General features: G+C 47.8%; 11 protein-coding genes. 4 read left to right on the top strand and 7 right to left on the bottom strand.

The window, feature by feature from the left end:
- From IQ263_RS25105 to IQ263_RS25095, 3 genes are all read right to left on the bottom strand, one after another.
- On the bottom strand, window positions 1–2,691 hold a 2,691-nt coding region (locus IQ263_RS25105; RefSeq protein ID WP_194070834.1), incomplete at its 3' end, for a type I polyketide synthase.
- Window positions 2,692–2,928: 237 nt separating this feature from the next.
- On the bottom strand, window positions 2,929–6,270 hold the full coding sequence (locus tag IQ263_RS25100; protein ID WP_194070833.1) for a non-ribosomal peptide synthetase: 3,342 nt from the start codon (window positions 6,268–6,270) through the stop codon (window positions 2,929–2,931).
- Between the two features lie 727 nt (window positions 6,271–6,997).
- Window positions 6,998–8,746 (bottom strand): hypothetical protein, encoded by a 1,749-nt coding sequence (locus tag IQ263_RS25095; RefSeq protein WP_194070832.1) that lies wholly within the window; start codon window positions 8,744–8,746, stop codon window positions 6,998–7,000.
- A 1,544-nt stretch (window positions 8,747–10,290) separates the two neighbouring features.
- Here IQ263_RS25095 and IQ263_RS25090 point away from each other — a divergent pair.
- A complete protein-coding gene (locus IQ263_RS25090) occupies window positions 10,291–10,521 on the top strand; it encodes a hypothetical protein (RefSeq protein WP_194070831.1) in 231 nt (76 codons plus the stop codon).
- Between the two features lie 46 nt (window positions 10,522–10,567).
- Window positions 10,568–10,783 (top strand): hypothetical protein, encoded by a 216-nt coding sequence (locus tag IQ263_RS25085; RefSeq protein WP_194070835.1) that lies wholly within the window; start codon window positions 10,568–10,570, stop codon window positions 10,781–10,783.
- Window positions 10,784–11,037: 254 nt separating this feature from the next.
- On the opposite strand, the gene IQ263_RS25080 is transcribed toward IQ263_RS25085, so the two are convergent.
- From IQ263_RS25080 to IQ263_RS25065, 4 genes are all read right to left on the bottom strand, one after another.
- A complete protein-coding gene (locus tag IQ263_RS25080) occupies window positions 11,038–11,502 on the bottom strand; it encodes an MgtC/SapB family protein (RefSeq protein WP_194070830.1) in 465 nt (154 codons plus the stop codon).
- Between the two features lie 37 nt (window positions 11,503–11,539).
- Window positions 11,540–12,196: a hypothetical protein gene (locus tag IQ263_RS25075; protein ID WP_194070829.1), complete on the bottom strand. Its 657-nt coding sequence runs from the start codon at window positions 12,194–12,196 to the stop codon at window positions 11,540–11,542.
- 326 nt (window positions 12,197–12,522) lie between these two features.
- On the bottom strand, window positions 12,523–13,488 hold the full coding sequence (locus tag IQ263_RS25070) for an N-acetylglucosamine kinase (RefSeq protein ID WP_194070828.1): 966 nt from the start codon (window positions 13,486–13,488) through the stop codon (window positions 12,523–12,525).
- A gap of 239 nt (window positions 13,489–13,727) precedes the next feature.
- Window positions 13,728–14,084: a zinc ribbon domain-containing protein gene (locus IQ263_RS25065; protein ID WP_194070827.1), complete on the bottom strand. Its 357-nt coding sequence runs from the start codon at window positions 14,082–14,084 to the stop codon at window positions 13,728–13,730.
- Between the two features lie 194 nt (window positions 14,085–14,278).
- Between IQ263_RS25065 and IQ263_RS25060 the strand changes: the two genes are divergently transcribed.
- Both IQ263_RS25060 and IQ263_RS25055 read left to right on the top strand, forming a co-directional pair.
- Window positions 14,279–14,605, top strand: coding sequence for a phasin family protein (locus IQ263_RS25060; protein WP_194009889.1), 327 nt, complete (start codon window positions 14,279–14,281; stop codon window positions 14,603–14,605).
- Window positions 14,606–14,892: 287 nt separating this feature from the next.
- Window positions 14,893–15,480, top strand: coding sequence for an FKBP-type peptidyl-prolyl cis-trans isomerase (locus IQ263_RS25055; RefSeq protein ID WP_194070826.1), 588 nt, complete (start codon window positions 14,893–14,895; stop codon window positions 15,478–15,480).
- The last annotated feature ends 337 nt before the right edge of the window (window positions 15,481–15,817 follow it).

Below are 15,817 nucleotides of genomic sequence, written 5' to 3'. Positions count from 1 at the left end.
CCCCATCTCCCCATCTCCCTCTCTCCGCATGGGTTCTATCCAGAAGCGTTTGCTTTCAAAAGGATAAGTTGGCAAGGGGATGCGATCGCGCGTTTCCTCCTGATAAAAACTCTGCCAGTCGATCGCCACTCCGCAGAGCCAAAGCTGTCCGACGGCGCTTAACAAAGCAGTCCATTCAGCGTTGTTATCTGGATTATCGGTTAGAGAAGAAATAGCAACTTGCTGTTTCAAATCCTTCGATTGTTTGCGAGCCAAAGTAGCAGCCGTTGTTCTCGGCCCGACTTCCAAAAGCACGCGATTCGGATCTTGCCACAGCTCTTTAATGCCGTCGGCAAAACGTACTGTAGCCCGCAAATGCCGCGCCCAATACATCGGATCTGTTGCTTGTTCTGCGGTGATCCAACTAGCAGTTACAGTCGAAACAAAGGGGATGGTTGGCGCTGACAATTGCACTTTTTTGACATATTCAGCGAATGGTTCGACGATCGAATCTACCATCGGCGAATGGAAAGCGTGGGAAGTGTGCAAGTGTTTGCAGACAATCTTTTCGCTGGTTAATTGCTGTTCAAAAAGTGCGATCGCATCTGTCGGCCCAGAAACCACGCACAAATCCGGCGCATTCACCGCCGCCACTGCCAAATCCCCACTCAAACGCCCTTCGACTTGCGCCGCCGGCAACCGTACCGACAGCATCGAACCACCGGGCAAATCTTGCATCAAGCGGCCCCTCGCAGCCACCAGCATCAAGGCATCTTCCAGGGAAAACACGCCGGCGATAGTTGCCGCCACAAATTCGCCGATGCTGTGCCCGATCGCACCTTGGGGAGTTACGCCCCAACTCTGCCACAGTTGAGCCAGCGCGTACTCTACGGTAAATATTGCAGGCTGAGTCAAGAAAGTTTGGCGCAGCGACTCGGCGGCTGCGGTTTCATCGCTACCGGGATATAGCACTTGGCGCAAATCTCGGCCGAGGTGCGGCTGCAAAATTTCGGCGCAGCGATCGACCGTGGAGCGGAATAAAGGCTCAGATTCGTACAAATTCAAGCCCATATTGACGTATTGCGCCCCTTGTCCCGGAAACATGAAGATTACCGCCGGATTTCTCGATTCGGCGCAGCGGGTTGCTGTACGTAGCGGTGGCAGGGATTCTAGTAGCTGCACCGCATCGTTTAAATCGCTGCAAACGGCGAAGCGGCGATAATTAAAGGCTTGCCGCCCGGTTTGCAAGGTGTAAGCAGCATCGGCGAGATCGATCTCTGGGTTTTCGGCGAGGTGCGATCGCAAGTTGGCGGTAGCCGCGTCCAAAGCAGATGCTGTTTTTGCCGACAGCAGCAGCAACTGTCTGGGGCGAGAAGGACTTGACGGTGCCAGCGCGGGCGCTTCTTCGAGGACAACGTGAGCGTTGGTACCGCCGACACCAAAGGAACTGACTCCGGCTCTTCTGGGCGTTTTCCCGGCTTTCCATTCCGCAAGTTCGGCGTTGACGTAGAAGGGACTGTTGGCAAAGTCGATCGCCGGATTCGGTGTTTGGTAGTGGAGAGTGGCGGGTATTTGTTGGTGTTTGAGGGCTAAAGCTGTTTTGATCAGCCCGGTGACTCCGGCGGCGGCGATCGTGTGTCCGAAGTTGCTTTTGATGGAGCCGATCGCGCAAAATTGTTTGGCTGAGGTTTCGCGTGCAAAAGCTTGAGTCAAAGCTGCAATTTCGATCGGATCGCCCAGAGGCGTTGCCGTGCCGTGGGTTTCGACGTAGGATATCGTTTCTGGATCTACGCCGGCCATCGCCTGGGCCATCGCGATCGCGTCTGCTTGTCCGTCCACGCTGGGCGCTGCAAAGCTGACTTTGGCCGCCCCGTCGTTATTTAAACCAACGCCGCGAATTACCGCATAAATTGTATCTCTGTCGGATCTCGCTTCTTCCAAACGCTTGAGTACCACAGCCCCGGCAGCGTTGCCGAACACAGTGCCTTCAGCCTTAGCATCGAATGGTTTGCAATGTCCGTCGCTGGAAAACATCCCCCCTTCTTGATACAAATAACCGCTATTTTGGGGAGCTGTAATCGAAATTCCGCCGGCGAGAGCTAAATCGCATTGATAGCTCATCAAGGCATAAAAAGCTTGACAAACTGCAACTAATGATGTAGAGCAAGCGGTATGTACGCTGACGCTGGGCCCTTTAAGATTGAGTTTGTAAGAAGTGCGGGTAGCAATGTAATCTTTTTCATTTCCTACCATTACCTGAAACTCGCCCGCGCGGGAAATTATGTCCGATCGCCCGGCGATGTTGTTGGGAAAATAAGTATTGTTGCCCGTACCGGCATAAACTCCGATCGAACCGTTAAAAGTATTGGGATCGCAGCCTGCATTTTCGAGGGCGGCCCAAGCTATTTCTAAAAAAACCCGTTGCTGCGGGTCGGTAATTTCGGCTTCGCGGGGACTCACGCCGAAAAATGCTGCATCAAAGCGATCGGCACCGTCAATAATACCTCTAGCTTTGACGTAATTCGGATCTTGTCTGAGATTGGGGTCAATGCTAGGGTCTAGTTCTGCGTCGCTGAACAGCGCTGTAGACTCGACTCCGCCGCACAAATTTTGCCACAATTCATCGACACTCGCAGCACCGGGAAAGCGACCGGCCATGCCAATAATTGCAATCCCGTCAAGTTCTTCTGAGTTTTCCTGTGAATTAGTCATAAGTAAGCCCCTATTATAATTAAACGTAAAATACCCAAGTTTCAACAGCTCGTTAGATTATTTTTCTTCTGTCTATCCTCCTCTTTTAAATAACTAAGACCTGACCAATAACCAATAACCAATAACCAATAACCAATAACCAATAACCAATAACCAATAACCAATAACCAATAACTAATGACTAATGACTAAGGACTAATGACTAATGACTAATGACTAATGACTAATGACTAATGACTACCGTCTTTTGCTAAATTGCTTCGATCGATTAAAAGCAGCTTTTTGTCGATCGGCCCGATCTTGAAATTTATTACTAGACTGATTCGTACTCTCTCCTTGGTTTAAATAATTGGCCAATTGGGCGATCGTCGGGTGCTGGAACAATTTGACAACTGGCAAGTCTTTTTCTAATAGAGTCCGCACTTGCACGGCAATTTGCAGAGTCATCAGAGAATTACCTCCAATCTCGAAGAAATTGTCGTGAATGCCGACGCGATCGAGCTTCAGCAACTTAGACCAAATGCCCGCTAGCACTTTCTCCAAATCGCTTTGCGGTGCCGCGTAACCCTGGGACAGTTCTTGTCGCTGGGAGTCAGGTGGCGGCAGGGCGCGGCGGTCAATTTTGCCGCTGGGTGTCTTCGGCATCGCCTCCACAGTCACAAACACCGCAGGCACCATGTAATCGGGGAGTTGTCCTTGCAATTGGACTCGGAGGTCAGCAATTGTTAGTTGCTCTTGTGGATTGACTGCTAAATAAGCCACCAATCGTTTGTCTCCCGGTTCGTCTTCCCGCGCTAGCACCACAGCTTGTTTAATTGCCGGATGTTTTGCGAGTGCAGTTTCAATTTCTCCCAACTCGATGCGGAAGCCGCGAATTTTAACTTGGCCGTCAATCCGTCCGATGTACTCGATATTACCGTCGGGCAGATAGCGGGCTAAATCTCCTGTTTTGTAAAGGCGATCTCCTGAAGGCAGAAGGGAAAAATCTGATTCCTGTTCGATCGTGCTTATTTCATTGTGTTTAAAAGGATTGGGAATAAATCTTTCAGCAGTCAAGTCGGGGCGGCTGAGGTAGCCGCGCGCCAAACAGATACCTCCAATGTGCAATTCTCCAGCAACGCCGATGGGTACGGGCTCACCATTCCGGTGTAACAAATAGATTTCCGTGTTGGCAATAGGGCGGCCGATCGCAGGCAGTGCAGGCCAATTTTCCGGCGGGCCGCTGAGGGTATAAGCTGTGACAACGTGGCTCTCCGAGGGGCCGTATTGATTGTGCAGGGTGCAATTTTCTAGCTGCTGAAAGAAGCTGGTAATGTAACGGTTGACTTGCAACTGTTCGCCGGCGGTGACTACTTCGCGCAGCGATTTTGGTACTAGCTGATAGCTATCGGCGGCTTCGGCTAAATGTTGCAGGGCGATGAAAGGGAGAAATAGTCTTTGAATTTTTTCTGTGTCGATTAGCTGCAACAAACTCCGCGCATCTCGCCGCATTTCTTCGGTGATGAAAACGAGGGTGCCGCCCGCACACCAAGTACAAAACATTTCTTGAAATGAGACATCGAAGCTGAGGGAGGCAAATTGCAGGGTTTTGGCTGCGTCTTCCAAGGTGGAGTTTTGCAGTTGCCACGCAATTAGGTTGACTAGGGCGCGGTGCGGGAGGAGAACTCCTTTGGGTTTGCCGGTGGAACCGGATGTATATATTGTATAGGTTAAGTTGTCGGGAGATACGGTGCTGGCGGGGTTTTCGGTGCTGTAATTGGCGATTTCTTGCCAGTTTGCGTCCAAACAAACGGTTCGCGCCTGATGTTCCGGCAAGCTTGACACTAGGTGAGATTGCGTGAGTATAACGGGAGTTTTGGTGTCGGCTAACATGAAAGTCAGCCTTTCTTTGGGATAAGCTGGATCGATCGGCACGTAAGCTGCGCCTGTTTTGAGAATGCCTAAAACGGCGATCGCAATTTCTAAGGAACGTTCCATGCAAATCGCAACTAAAACATCGGGCCCGACTCCTAATTGCTGCAAGTAATGGGCGAGTTGATTCGATCGCGAATTGAGTTCGCCGTAGGTAAGCTGCTGTCGGGAATTGTGGGGAAAAATGGCAGCAATGGCATCGGGCGATCGCTCGACTTGGGCTTCAAATAATTGGTGAACGCATTTGTTGTCGGGATAATTTGCCTCAGTTTGATTCCAGGCCTGCAATTGAGCAATTTCGGCTGCTGTCAGCATTGACAATTTGCTGATTTTCTGCTGGGGATTGGCGGCTATACTTTCGAGCAAAGTTTGCAGGTGTCCCAACATTCGGGTAAGGGCGTTTTCATCGAACCGCTGGCGATCGCCCGCAATTTTCAGCAGCAATTCGTCTCCCCCGTAGCCGTAAACTGTTAGGGGAAAACTCGTCTGTTCTAAAAGCTGAAATTCTCGGTTTTTCCAGTCATCGCCTAGAGATTGCAAGGCAGAATTGAACTGGCACTTTTCAACTACTAGCAAGCTTTCAAATAAAGCGCTGCTGCGGGGTATTTCGCTCCATTCTTGAGTTTTGGCCAGCGGTACGTTACTGTATTCTTGCAGCAAATTCCATTGATTTTGCAGTTGTTTCAGCCAATCGATGGCTGGCATTTCTGGAGTGACAATTACTCTCAGCGGCAAAGTATTGATGAACAATCCTACTGCTGGTTCTATTTTTTCTCTATTTGGCGATCGACTGTTGCAAATAGATCCAAATACTACATCTTGCGAACCGGAACAGCGGCTCAAAAGTAAAGCCCAGACTCCTTGCAGCAGGGTATTCAGGGTTAGTTGTTGTTCGTGAATTAGAGAGTTTAAAGCTGCGGTAACACTGCTAGAAAGTCTGATTTCTGGTGATGATAAATTTTCTTGCGGGTTTGCTATCTTCCCTACCGGGGAAACACCGCCAACCAAAGGGGTACGATCGCAAAAACCGCTTAAGTATTGCCTCCAAAATGCTTCTGTTTTCGAGATATCTTGCTGCATTCGATGGCTGGCATCTCGATCGCCACTGGGCGGTGTTAATTCTAATTGCCGATCGCCAGTCAGGGCTTCGTACAAGGTAAAAACTGCTTGCAAAACAGTTATTGCCGAGGTACTGTCAAGCAAAATATGGTGATAAGTCCAGATGAGTTTGTATTCGGTTTCCGCAACTCGGAACAAAGCCAAACGCATCAGCGGCGCTTGAGTGAGATCAAATCCTTGCAGGCGATCGGCTTGCAAAAAAGTTGCGAGTTGGCGGGTGCGATCGCCCTGGGAAAAACAACGCCAGTCTCCCTCAACAATTGGTACTTCGACTTGTGGGTGTACAGTTTGCACCGGCACCTCTCGATCCAGCCAACTAAAACTCGTTCTCAAAACTGGATATCGATCGACACTTTGGCGCCAAGCATCGACAAAAGCTGAAACATTCAATTCTTCGCCCAGGCTGCACAGTACCTGTTCGATATCTACCCCTGACTGTTGGCCCGAAAGGCCCTCGAACAACATCCCCTGCTGGATCGGTGAAAGTTGATAGGAAGATTCGCTATCAGTTGCTACAGATTGGGGACGGTCTGCTGCTGGCAAAGACATACTTACCTGCGAGTATTGAACTAAAAACTTTGGAGCAAGTGTTACCGGATTTTTAATACTTGTTTTAATTAACCATTCAGGTCAAAGCGCGATCGCCAGCATCTGAATGTTGTGTTTTTTGTTGTAAATTTTTATCCTACGAGGCGAGGCTAACTCAAATTATACCCTCCTGTCAACTCACACAGATCCAACCTACAAATATATTCTATGCCGATCGTTTACCGTTCCGCAACCGTGTAATTACAGAGAATACAGCCACAGTAAAAACATCAATTTCACAAGGTGAGGTTTATTATTTGCGATTTATTGTCGATTGATTCGATGTCGGTGTTTTTTGTAACCGAGGGTAAGTTTTGTAAAGTTTTGAATTACCTGCTAAGCCCGGTTCTTCAAATTCGTTGGGTAGCCAGAAACCGGGTTTCTGCGACCAATTTCGGTTAGTACCAAAAATTTAGGAAGAAACCCGGTTTCTTGTTTCTTAAATTCCTGGGCGAGCCAGAAACCGGGTTTCTGCGACCAATTTCGGTTAGTACCAAAAATTTAGGAAGAAACCCGGTTTCTCAAATTCCTTAATTCCTGGGCGAGCCAGAAACCGGGTTTCTATGACAAATTTCGGTTAGTACCAAAAATTTAGGAAGAAACCCGGTTTCTCAAATTCCTTGGGCGGCAAGACAATAGTAAAAAACCGGGTTTCTCAAATTCCTTGGGCAACCAGGAACCTAAATTTTTACGCTTTCGGCTCAACCCAAACCGTCATGCCTTCAACCCTCAAACCTTTGCCGCGAGTGCCGCAATATTGACCGTTAGAAGTAACAGGAGTATCGCCCAGATTTTGAATGTGAGCGGTGTAAGATACATCGTACTTATCGGCTTGCGGCCCAGTCAGCCGCGCGGCAAATCCTTCAATGCGCTTGGCTTTCCCCCGGAAACCGGCCAGTTCCCCTTCGCCGATCCAAGGAGTATCACCAACTCCTTCAACGTGAGCCATGTACTCCAAATTTAAACCGGGAACCGGAGGCTCTATTTTAATTTCAAAACCTTCGACGCGGCGGCCTTGAGCTTTGGTACCGGCGTATTCTTTACCGCTAAAAGTTCGATCGCCAATTCCTTGAATGTGCGCCAACACTTTTAAACCCACAGCCGCCGCAACTTGAGAATTCGCAGACGGCGCGATCCAAACTTTGAGGCCTTCTATTCTCAAAGCTTTGCCGCGAGTTCCGCAATAATCGCCGTTGGAAGACACATCGGTGTCGCCGATATTTTGGATGTGAGCGCTATAAAATACGTCATACTTATCAGCTTGCGGCCCGCTCAACCGCACGGCAAATCCTTCAATTCGTTTCGCTTGACCCCGAAAACCAGCCAATTCTCCTTCGCCGATCCAAGGAGTATCGCCAACACCTTCGACGTGAGCCATGTACTCGACTTTTAAGCCGGAAATTGGTGGCTCGATATTAATTTGAAATCCTTCGACGCGCAGCCCGCGCGCTTTAGTACCGGCGTATTCTCCAGCACCGAAAGTTCGATCGCCAATTCCTTGAATGTGCGCCAAAACTTTCAATCCCAAACCGCCCTCTACAGGCGCTGGTTGAATCTCGCGAGGTGCCCCAAAAACAATGTTCCCAGAGCCTGTTTTTGGGAGGGATTTAGGTACTTCCACGCTAGGAACGATAATCACTTCGTGCATGGGGGCCGTCGCGGCGGGGGATTCCAAAATTTGGATTTGCGGTGCAACTGTAACTTGTTTCGGCGCCACATTTCCCGACGGGATGATAATCACTTCGGGTAGAGGTTCGGCGCCCATTTTTGGTTCGGTTGCTGTTTTAAGTACGGATTGGATTTTTGCAGGTTCTGCTTTTACTATCTGGACAACGGTTAATTTGCCTCTGGAAATGGCGACGGCTATTTGTTTGCCAAAAGCGGCGCTGACTGTTTCTTCGAGGATTACCCACTCTTCGTCGTTTAATTTGTCTTGCTGTTCCACTAGGGCTAGCACTGCTGCAACGGGGTGTTTGCCACTTACTAGGGATTCTGCGTCGGAATGCAGTTGAGTTGCGGTTGATTCGGAAATGGCGCGCTGGAGTTCGCGGGCTTTGCCATGCACTGATTGTAAGGGGGCGAAGTCGCTTTGTTCGCGGTGGGCGATCGCCAATACTCGATCGAGCACTTTCAAAGCTGCGTCGCGAATTTCTGCTTTACCTTCAGAAGCAGCAGCAGTCTCGACTAAGTTTTGAATATCTTTGAGGGAAGTAATTTCCCCAGGGGCGAGGGCGGATTTGTTGACTTGGAGAGCTTGTTTTTGGACCTCTGCAAAGTTGCGGCTGTAGCTGGCAATTTCTTGCATTAAGCTGTTAGAGGGAGGAAGCCCGGAGTCTTGCAGTTGTCTGGCTGCTTGGGAGAGTCGATCGGCTAAATTACCATAAGTTTCCGATAGTTGGGCTATCTGTTGTAACAAATCTTTATGTGTTGCTTCCATAGGTCTTGCAGTAAATATTTAACTTGCTGATTATAGACGTTGAGCGTCTTCTGAAGGTAGAAGGCTTCTGAAGGAAGAAGGAAGAAGTCCTTAGTCCTTAGTCCTTAGTCCTTAGTCATCAGTGCTGTTGCCTCCGAGCTTTCCGTACAACGTCATCAGTCCGAGGGAAGAAGTCCTTAGTCCTTAGTCCTTAGTCCTTAGTCATCAGTCATCAGTGCTGTTGCCTCCGAGCTTTCCGTACAACGTCATCAGTCCGAGGGAAGAAGTCCTTAGTCCTTAGTCCTTAGTCCTTAGTCATCAGTCATCAGTGCTGTTGCCTCCGAGCTTTCCGTACAACGTCATCAGTCCGAGGGAAGAAGTCCTTAGTCCTTAGTCCTTAGTCCTTAGTCATCAGTCATCAGTGCTGTTGCCTTCGAGCTTTCCGTACAACGTCATCAGTCCGAGGGAAGAAGTCCTTAGTCCTTAGTCCTTAGTCCTTAGTCATCAGTCATCAGTGCTGTTGCCTCCGAGCTTTCCGTACAACGTCATCAGTCCGAGGGAAGAAGTCCTTAGTCCTTAGTCCTTAGTCCTTAGTCATCAGTCATCAGTGCTGTTGCCTCCGAGCTTTCCGTACAACGTCATCAGTCCGAGGGAAGAAGTCATTAGTCCTTAGTCCTTAGTCCTTAGTCATCAGTCATCAGTGCTGTTGCCTCCGAGCTTTCCGTACAACGTCATCAGTCCGAGGGAAGAAGTCATTAGTCCTTAGTCCTTAGTCCTTAGTCATCAGTCATCAGTGCTGTTGCCTCCGAGCTTTCCGTACAACGTCATCAGTCCGAGGGAAGAAGTCATTAGTCCTTAGTCCTTAGTCCTTAGTCATCAGTCATCAGTGCTGTTGCCTCCGAGCTTTCCGTACAACGTCATCAGTCCGAGGGAAGAAGTCATTAGTCCTTAGTCCTTAGTCCTTAGTCATCAGTCATCAGTGCTGTTGCCTCCGAGCTTTCCGTACAACGTCATCAGTCCGAGGGAAGAAGTCATTAGTCCTTAGTCCTTAGTCCTTAGTCATCAGTCATCAGTGCTGTTGCCTCCGAGCTTTCCGTACAACGTCATCAGTCCGAGGGAAGAAGTCATTAGTCCTTAGTCCTTAGTCCTTAGTCATCAGTCATCAGTGCTGTTGCCTCCGAGCTTTCCGTACAACGTCATCAGTCCGAGGGAAGAAGTCATTAGTCCTTAGTCCTTAGTCCTTAGTCATCAGTCATCAGTGCTGTTGCCTCCGAGCTTTCCGTACAACGTCATCAGTCCGAGGGAAGAGGTCCGAGGGAAGAGGGAATATTTTCCGATCTCCCACCCTCGGCATCTCCCACCCTCGGCATCTTCCACCCTCGGCATCTCCTCCTCGCCCGAGTGATCCTCGTCACATCCGTGCAAACACTGAGTCACACTCTGCGAGTCAGGCTGTCACAGGCCACCCCTAAAAATGTCACACAAACCGAGCAATAGCCGTCACTGCGGAGTCAGTTAAAACCGTCGATACTGAGGATATTCAAGTAATCAAACCCAAAAATATTATGGTACTTATTCGCGACCTCGCCCAACAAGCTCTGACCCTAGGTTATTTAACTCTAGAATCTGAAAATCAACTGCGGCAGATGTTAACTACCACCAACTATGACTTGGAAGACTTAAATGCTTTTATGACTTTGCAACTAGCAGCCATGTCCGGTTTGGTGAAACAAGAGTCTCGCCTTGTAAAAGAATTGGAAATTTTTGGCGAGACAGCCACGGAAATTCCCTATTAATAATTAGTAGGTTTTTAATTATTTCAAATTTAGTAAGGAAATTTAAATTATGGTTATTCGTGAAGTTGTAAATCAAGCTATTGCCACGGGATATCTGAGTTGGGAAGCCGAAAATCAAATGCAGGATATTTTTGCCTCGGCGAAGTGCGATTTGGAAGATTTAAATGCTTTTATGAGCTTGCAGTTAGCCGCGATGGCTGGTCGCGTAAGGCAAGAGTCTTTGGAATCGATAAATTCGCCGAATCTTTCGGAACAAAATTAATCATTTTGATTCGTTTCTGGGGCGATCTCAATATCTATTGGCGTTTAGGGAAACTTTAAATAATAATTCAATCTACCCGGATTATTGTCTAGTAATTCTAATATTATTGCTTGCTGTGAATTTAATCTGGATTAATTTATTAAACATTAATGATGTAAAACCTTGAGAGGTCGGGTGGGAACACCGCACCTTATCGTCATAAGTAGCACGTCTAATTTACCTCAATATTAATTATATAAAACCTTCGCGATCGACTATTTCCGACTCGGAGGCTCTAAATTTTTTATAACTCTCAGAACAAACAGCGACATAAAAGCACCAATTAATGCTAGTTGCCACAACCCACATCCTGCCGCACTTCCTAAAGCTGCTGATAACCAAATAGCGGCGGCAGACGTGAGCCCGTGAACTTTTGGTTTGCCGATTTCCTGCCGAGATTCGCGCAGGATTTCCCCGCCCCCCAAAAATCCTATCCCCGCAGCAATGCCTTGAATTACGCGCTCTACAGCATCTCGTCCGTTTTCATTTTTACCTATTGCCAGCGGTATTAAAACAAACATTGCAGCACCCATACTTACTAACATATGAGTCCTCAATCCCGCTGGTTTGTTTTTGAGTTGGCGCTCCCATCCAATCATTCCGCCCACGAACATGGCCAGACACAACCTCAACAGTATGCCCAGCCAATTATCGGGAGACCACAAGTTATCGATCGACAATGTTTTACTGCAAATAATTAATCGCGAGATTCCAATACTACCGCAGCACGATGTCCGATCGCAATCTCACTGCCAAATCTTGCTCCGGGCGAATCACGATCACGTCAACGCTGCGCCGCCCCAACAATACTCCGGCTAATGCACCGATTCCAGCACCGCCCAATACTTCTTCAGTGGCGATCGCCTTGTCGCCGGTAATGCCTGCTAGGGCTGCTGCTGCTGCTGCGCCCAATGCTGCACCTTGCGCGACTGAACCTGTTCCAGCACCTTTTTGAATTTTTTCGGTTCTGGTAATAATTCCCGAATAGCCATCAATCCGATAGCGTTGGCGGCGGCTGACAATTAACTCGCTCGCAACAAATTGACTACCCCTTTGATTGCCCCTTTTGACAGGTCGCAATTCCCCGACAATCTGGCTGCCTGCGGGGATTGATACTCTGCCTTGAGCCGTGCGGATATCTCGCGCTACTGTTAATGTTAAGGGTGAAGTTTCATCGGTGGTGACAACAATTTTGTTTTTTTCATAGCTAACTGGAATGACACTGCCCGCTGGAATTCGGATGCTATCAAATTGTGAAATTCGTTGTTGAGCTGAGGCGGGCGCTGCTACTACCAGCGGCGCGCTGGTTCCAAGTGTAATGCCCAGTGCGAGGATTGCTGCTGTTGCCGATCGCAATTTTTGAGAAGTAATCATATATTTTGTCTCCTTCTTTCGGTTTTGTTTTACTTAGGAACGCACTACTGCTAAATTTGTTTCTAGTTTTGCATTCATTTGATGTTTTCATTATGGCAGGCGAAAATTAGATAAGTTGGGAAGATAAGGTAGATAATCAAGAATTTTCACATTTTGCCAAATTGAGAAATCGACCGGACTGGGGCGATCGGGAAGATAAGGAAGATAAACAGTCTGCGATCGCAAAACCTCTACAGATAGGATGCGTCCTATAAATATTGCGTCAAGCCATTTTTTGCCTTAGTCATGAAGATGAAGTCCTAGCAGGAAGCACTCTCTCAACGATATTAATGGTTGAGTGAGTTTAAGGCTAACAACGCTGCACCGAAAGCTGGTTCGTATCGGGGCGAAATTAGCTGAGCTTTTGGCGCGATCGCACCTATGGCAGTTTCAAACCGACCCCGAAAATTTGCATCACCGCCCCACACACCTCCCACCGTCACAATTTCAAATTCTTCTGCGGGCTTAAATAGCGCTGAAATGGCTATTTTTGTTGAAAATGTTAATTTTGCCACAGCATTGTCAATAATGCCGTCAGCGACGCGATCGCCCTCTGCTGCGGCTCGATCGACAATCGGCGCTAAAGCCGCAATTTCTTTCACTCCCCAACCGCGCCGGTAAACAACTTCCACCAATTCTTCTAGGTTATTTAAGCCTAAATGCCCTTGAAATTTTTCCGCCAGCGCGGTAACGTCTCCTCGTCCGTCATAGAACTTCAAAGCAGCTTGCAAACCTCCAACAGCGATGTCATATCCGCTGCCTTCATCGCCTAAAATATATCCCCAACCGCCGACTCGTTTAGTTTCCCCTTGACGGTTTTGCCCGAAAACAATCGAACCAGTTCCTGCAATAACCGCGATACCAACTGGATGGCCAGTACCGCCAACCAGTGCGATCGCGCAATCGCTGCAAATTACGATATTTCGCGGCAAGAGCGATCGAGTTACGGGTAAAGTATTCGCCAACTCCAAATTTTGCACTACAAATTGCACTATTTCAATATCTTTGGCACGCCCCACGCCTGCTAGTCCCAGACAAATTGCTTCTATCTTCAGATTGATATTTGGATCGATGTTCGCGGAACAAACTGCTCGCTCGATCGCCAATTGAATCGATTCTTTTGCTTGCTCAATTCCCAGCGTTTGATAATTTGAAGGCCCTGCTTCCCCGCGTCCCAAAACAACGTTGTTTTCGTCCATTAAAACGCAAATAGTTTTAGTGCCGCCGCCGTCTATGCCGAATACGTAACTCATGGCAAAATTTTTAATTTGTCTTGTATGTTGTCAACTAATATCTTGACGGATGGGACACAATGCGGATGTGCTGGCGTGCATCTAATTTGTACAGTAATTTTTATTTAAAGTATTGTGGTCTCGCCAGCCTAAAAATCTCGTGCAAGATGGGCGAAAGCTTATCGCCAAGCGAGCGGGGACGCTCCCCAGACGTTAAAATAATACTTTTTGCATTTTTTGAGATGCTCCCTACAATTCTTTCAAACAGACAGGGCAACGCTAATAATAATTAAACCAAATAAAGCCAACCAAATAAGATTGCGCTGACACCAATTTTTGATGGATTGCGGCAGGCCGCCGCTGATGTAACGGCTCGTCTGCGGCACTAGCGGCTCGGCTTTGTCGTGATAAAGCGTGCATTCTTTTGCCAAGGGACGCTGCGGGTAGTTGCAGGTGTCGTCTTCGTGGTAAATACAGGTTGTACACAGAAATTCTGCCGATGGCGATCGATAAAGGGGGATACCCGGATGACCGAAAGCTTTGAGAGGGATTTTGCACTGCGGACAGGCGATGGCTCGCGCGTCTACAGGTTTGTGACAGCGGGGGCAATCAGGCATTGAGGACTCGGTGATAGGGTAATGTTGTCGGTAAGCTCATTAGCGGGTTTTCCGAACGCCATCAGGCGGCTGAATGCTCCAAAATAGAAAGGTAGGTCAGCGCTGATGTAACTTAAATTGTACAGATGGTTTCGCAGCGACAGCAGGCGACCTGAGCCGATCGGCTATTTTGTGCCAAACAGTAGGAAAAATCTATGGATAACAATAGCAACTTACTCAAACAACTGGTGATGCTGGGCATTGGTACTACCTCCTTGGTGGCGGAGAAATTGCAGGAAGTCAGCGAGCAATGGGTTAAAGATGGCAAAATCAACCCCGAGCAAGCCAAAACTTTTGTCGATGACATGACAGAGCACCTGAAGTCGGAGCAGGGAAGTTGGGATGCTCAGTTCCAGCGCCAACTGCGGAATATTCTGCAAGATATGGGCGTTCCCCGACAGTCGGAAATGGATGAGTTGCGCGGCAGGCTCGATCGTCTCGAACGTCAGATGCGCGATTTAGAAAACCGTAACTGGCGCTGAGCGCGATCCTTTTCTGCAAGTTTCGCCCTCGCGGGCGATCGCGCGCTTGCTGCTATCTTGTGATAAAATTGTCACCCGAACGCAGAAGGCTCAATCAGGCACTTATGTAGAAAGCAGAAGCTAGAATTAAAAACATTCTGACTTCAAAGTTTCTTTTGCGTTTAAGATTAACTGGCATCCGCCATTTTTGGCGGAAAAGTTCAGATAAAATTTTGTAGTTCTTGTTGTACAAGATGTCTTAGATATCTGAGATATCGCGGTTACAAAAAGTATCAGGAGGATTAATTTTGCAAGGAATTCTGGTCAGCTTGGGGGTAATGCTGGTTTGCTTTGTGTTTTTGATAGTTGCTCAAATGAGCGGTTATGTGCCCAAAGCAGTTGCCTCCGAAGTGAATAATCCTTTAACCGATGCTGCGCTTGAGATCCTCTCAGCGAAGTCTTTTACTGAAGATAGCTTGCTCGTAGCTGATGCTAATTTACCGGAGGAACCAGCTACTATCGCTGGCAATAACATGACTGATAATACTGAGAAAACTGTCACCACAGCTTCAGGTTTGAAATATGTTGAATTGAAAGAAGGTGATGGGGCGACTCCAAAAACCGGGCAGACGGTTGTGGTACACTACACTGGAACTTTGGAGGATGGCACGAAGTTTGATAGTTCGCGCGATCGCAATTCTCCATTTCAGTTCAAAATTGGTGTAGGCCAAGTAATTAAGGGTTGGGATGAAGGTGTAGGTACAATGAAAGTTGGAGAACGCCGCAAGTTGATTATTCCCCCTGAATTAGGTTATGGTGCTCGCGGTGCGGGCGGGGTGATTCCTCCTAATGCTACGCTGATTTTTGATGTGGAATTATTAAAAATTGCTGGCTAGGTAGCTCAACCTAACTAAGTGTTAAACTTTTACGCTGTTTAGAAACCCGGTTTTTTTATTAAGAAACCGGGTTTCTGCGTAAGTCTTAGTTCATTTAAGTAAATCGACCTAATTAAACGTAAAATACGGATCGCGAAAAAGCTTGCTGTGTGTTCCTTCTTCCTTCTTCCTTCTTCCTGATGACGTTGGACGGAAAGCTCGGGGGACAGCACTAATGACTAATGACTAATGACTAATGACTAATGACTAATGACTAATGACTAATGACTAATGACTAATGACTAATGACTAATGACTAATGACTAATGACTAATGACTAATGACTAATGACTAATGA

This window comes from Tychonema sp. LEGE 06208, assembly GCF_015207505.1.
Lineage (GTDB): Bacteria > Cyanobacteriota > Cyanobacteriia > Cyanobacteriales > Microcoleaceae > Microcoleus.
The sequence above is the reverse complement of the archived record's forward strand: the minus strand, read 5'-3'. Positions and strand labels throughout refer to the sequence as shown.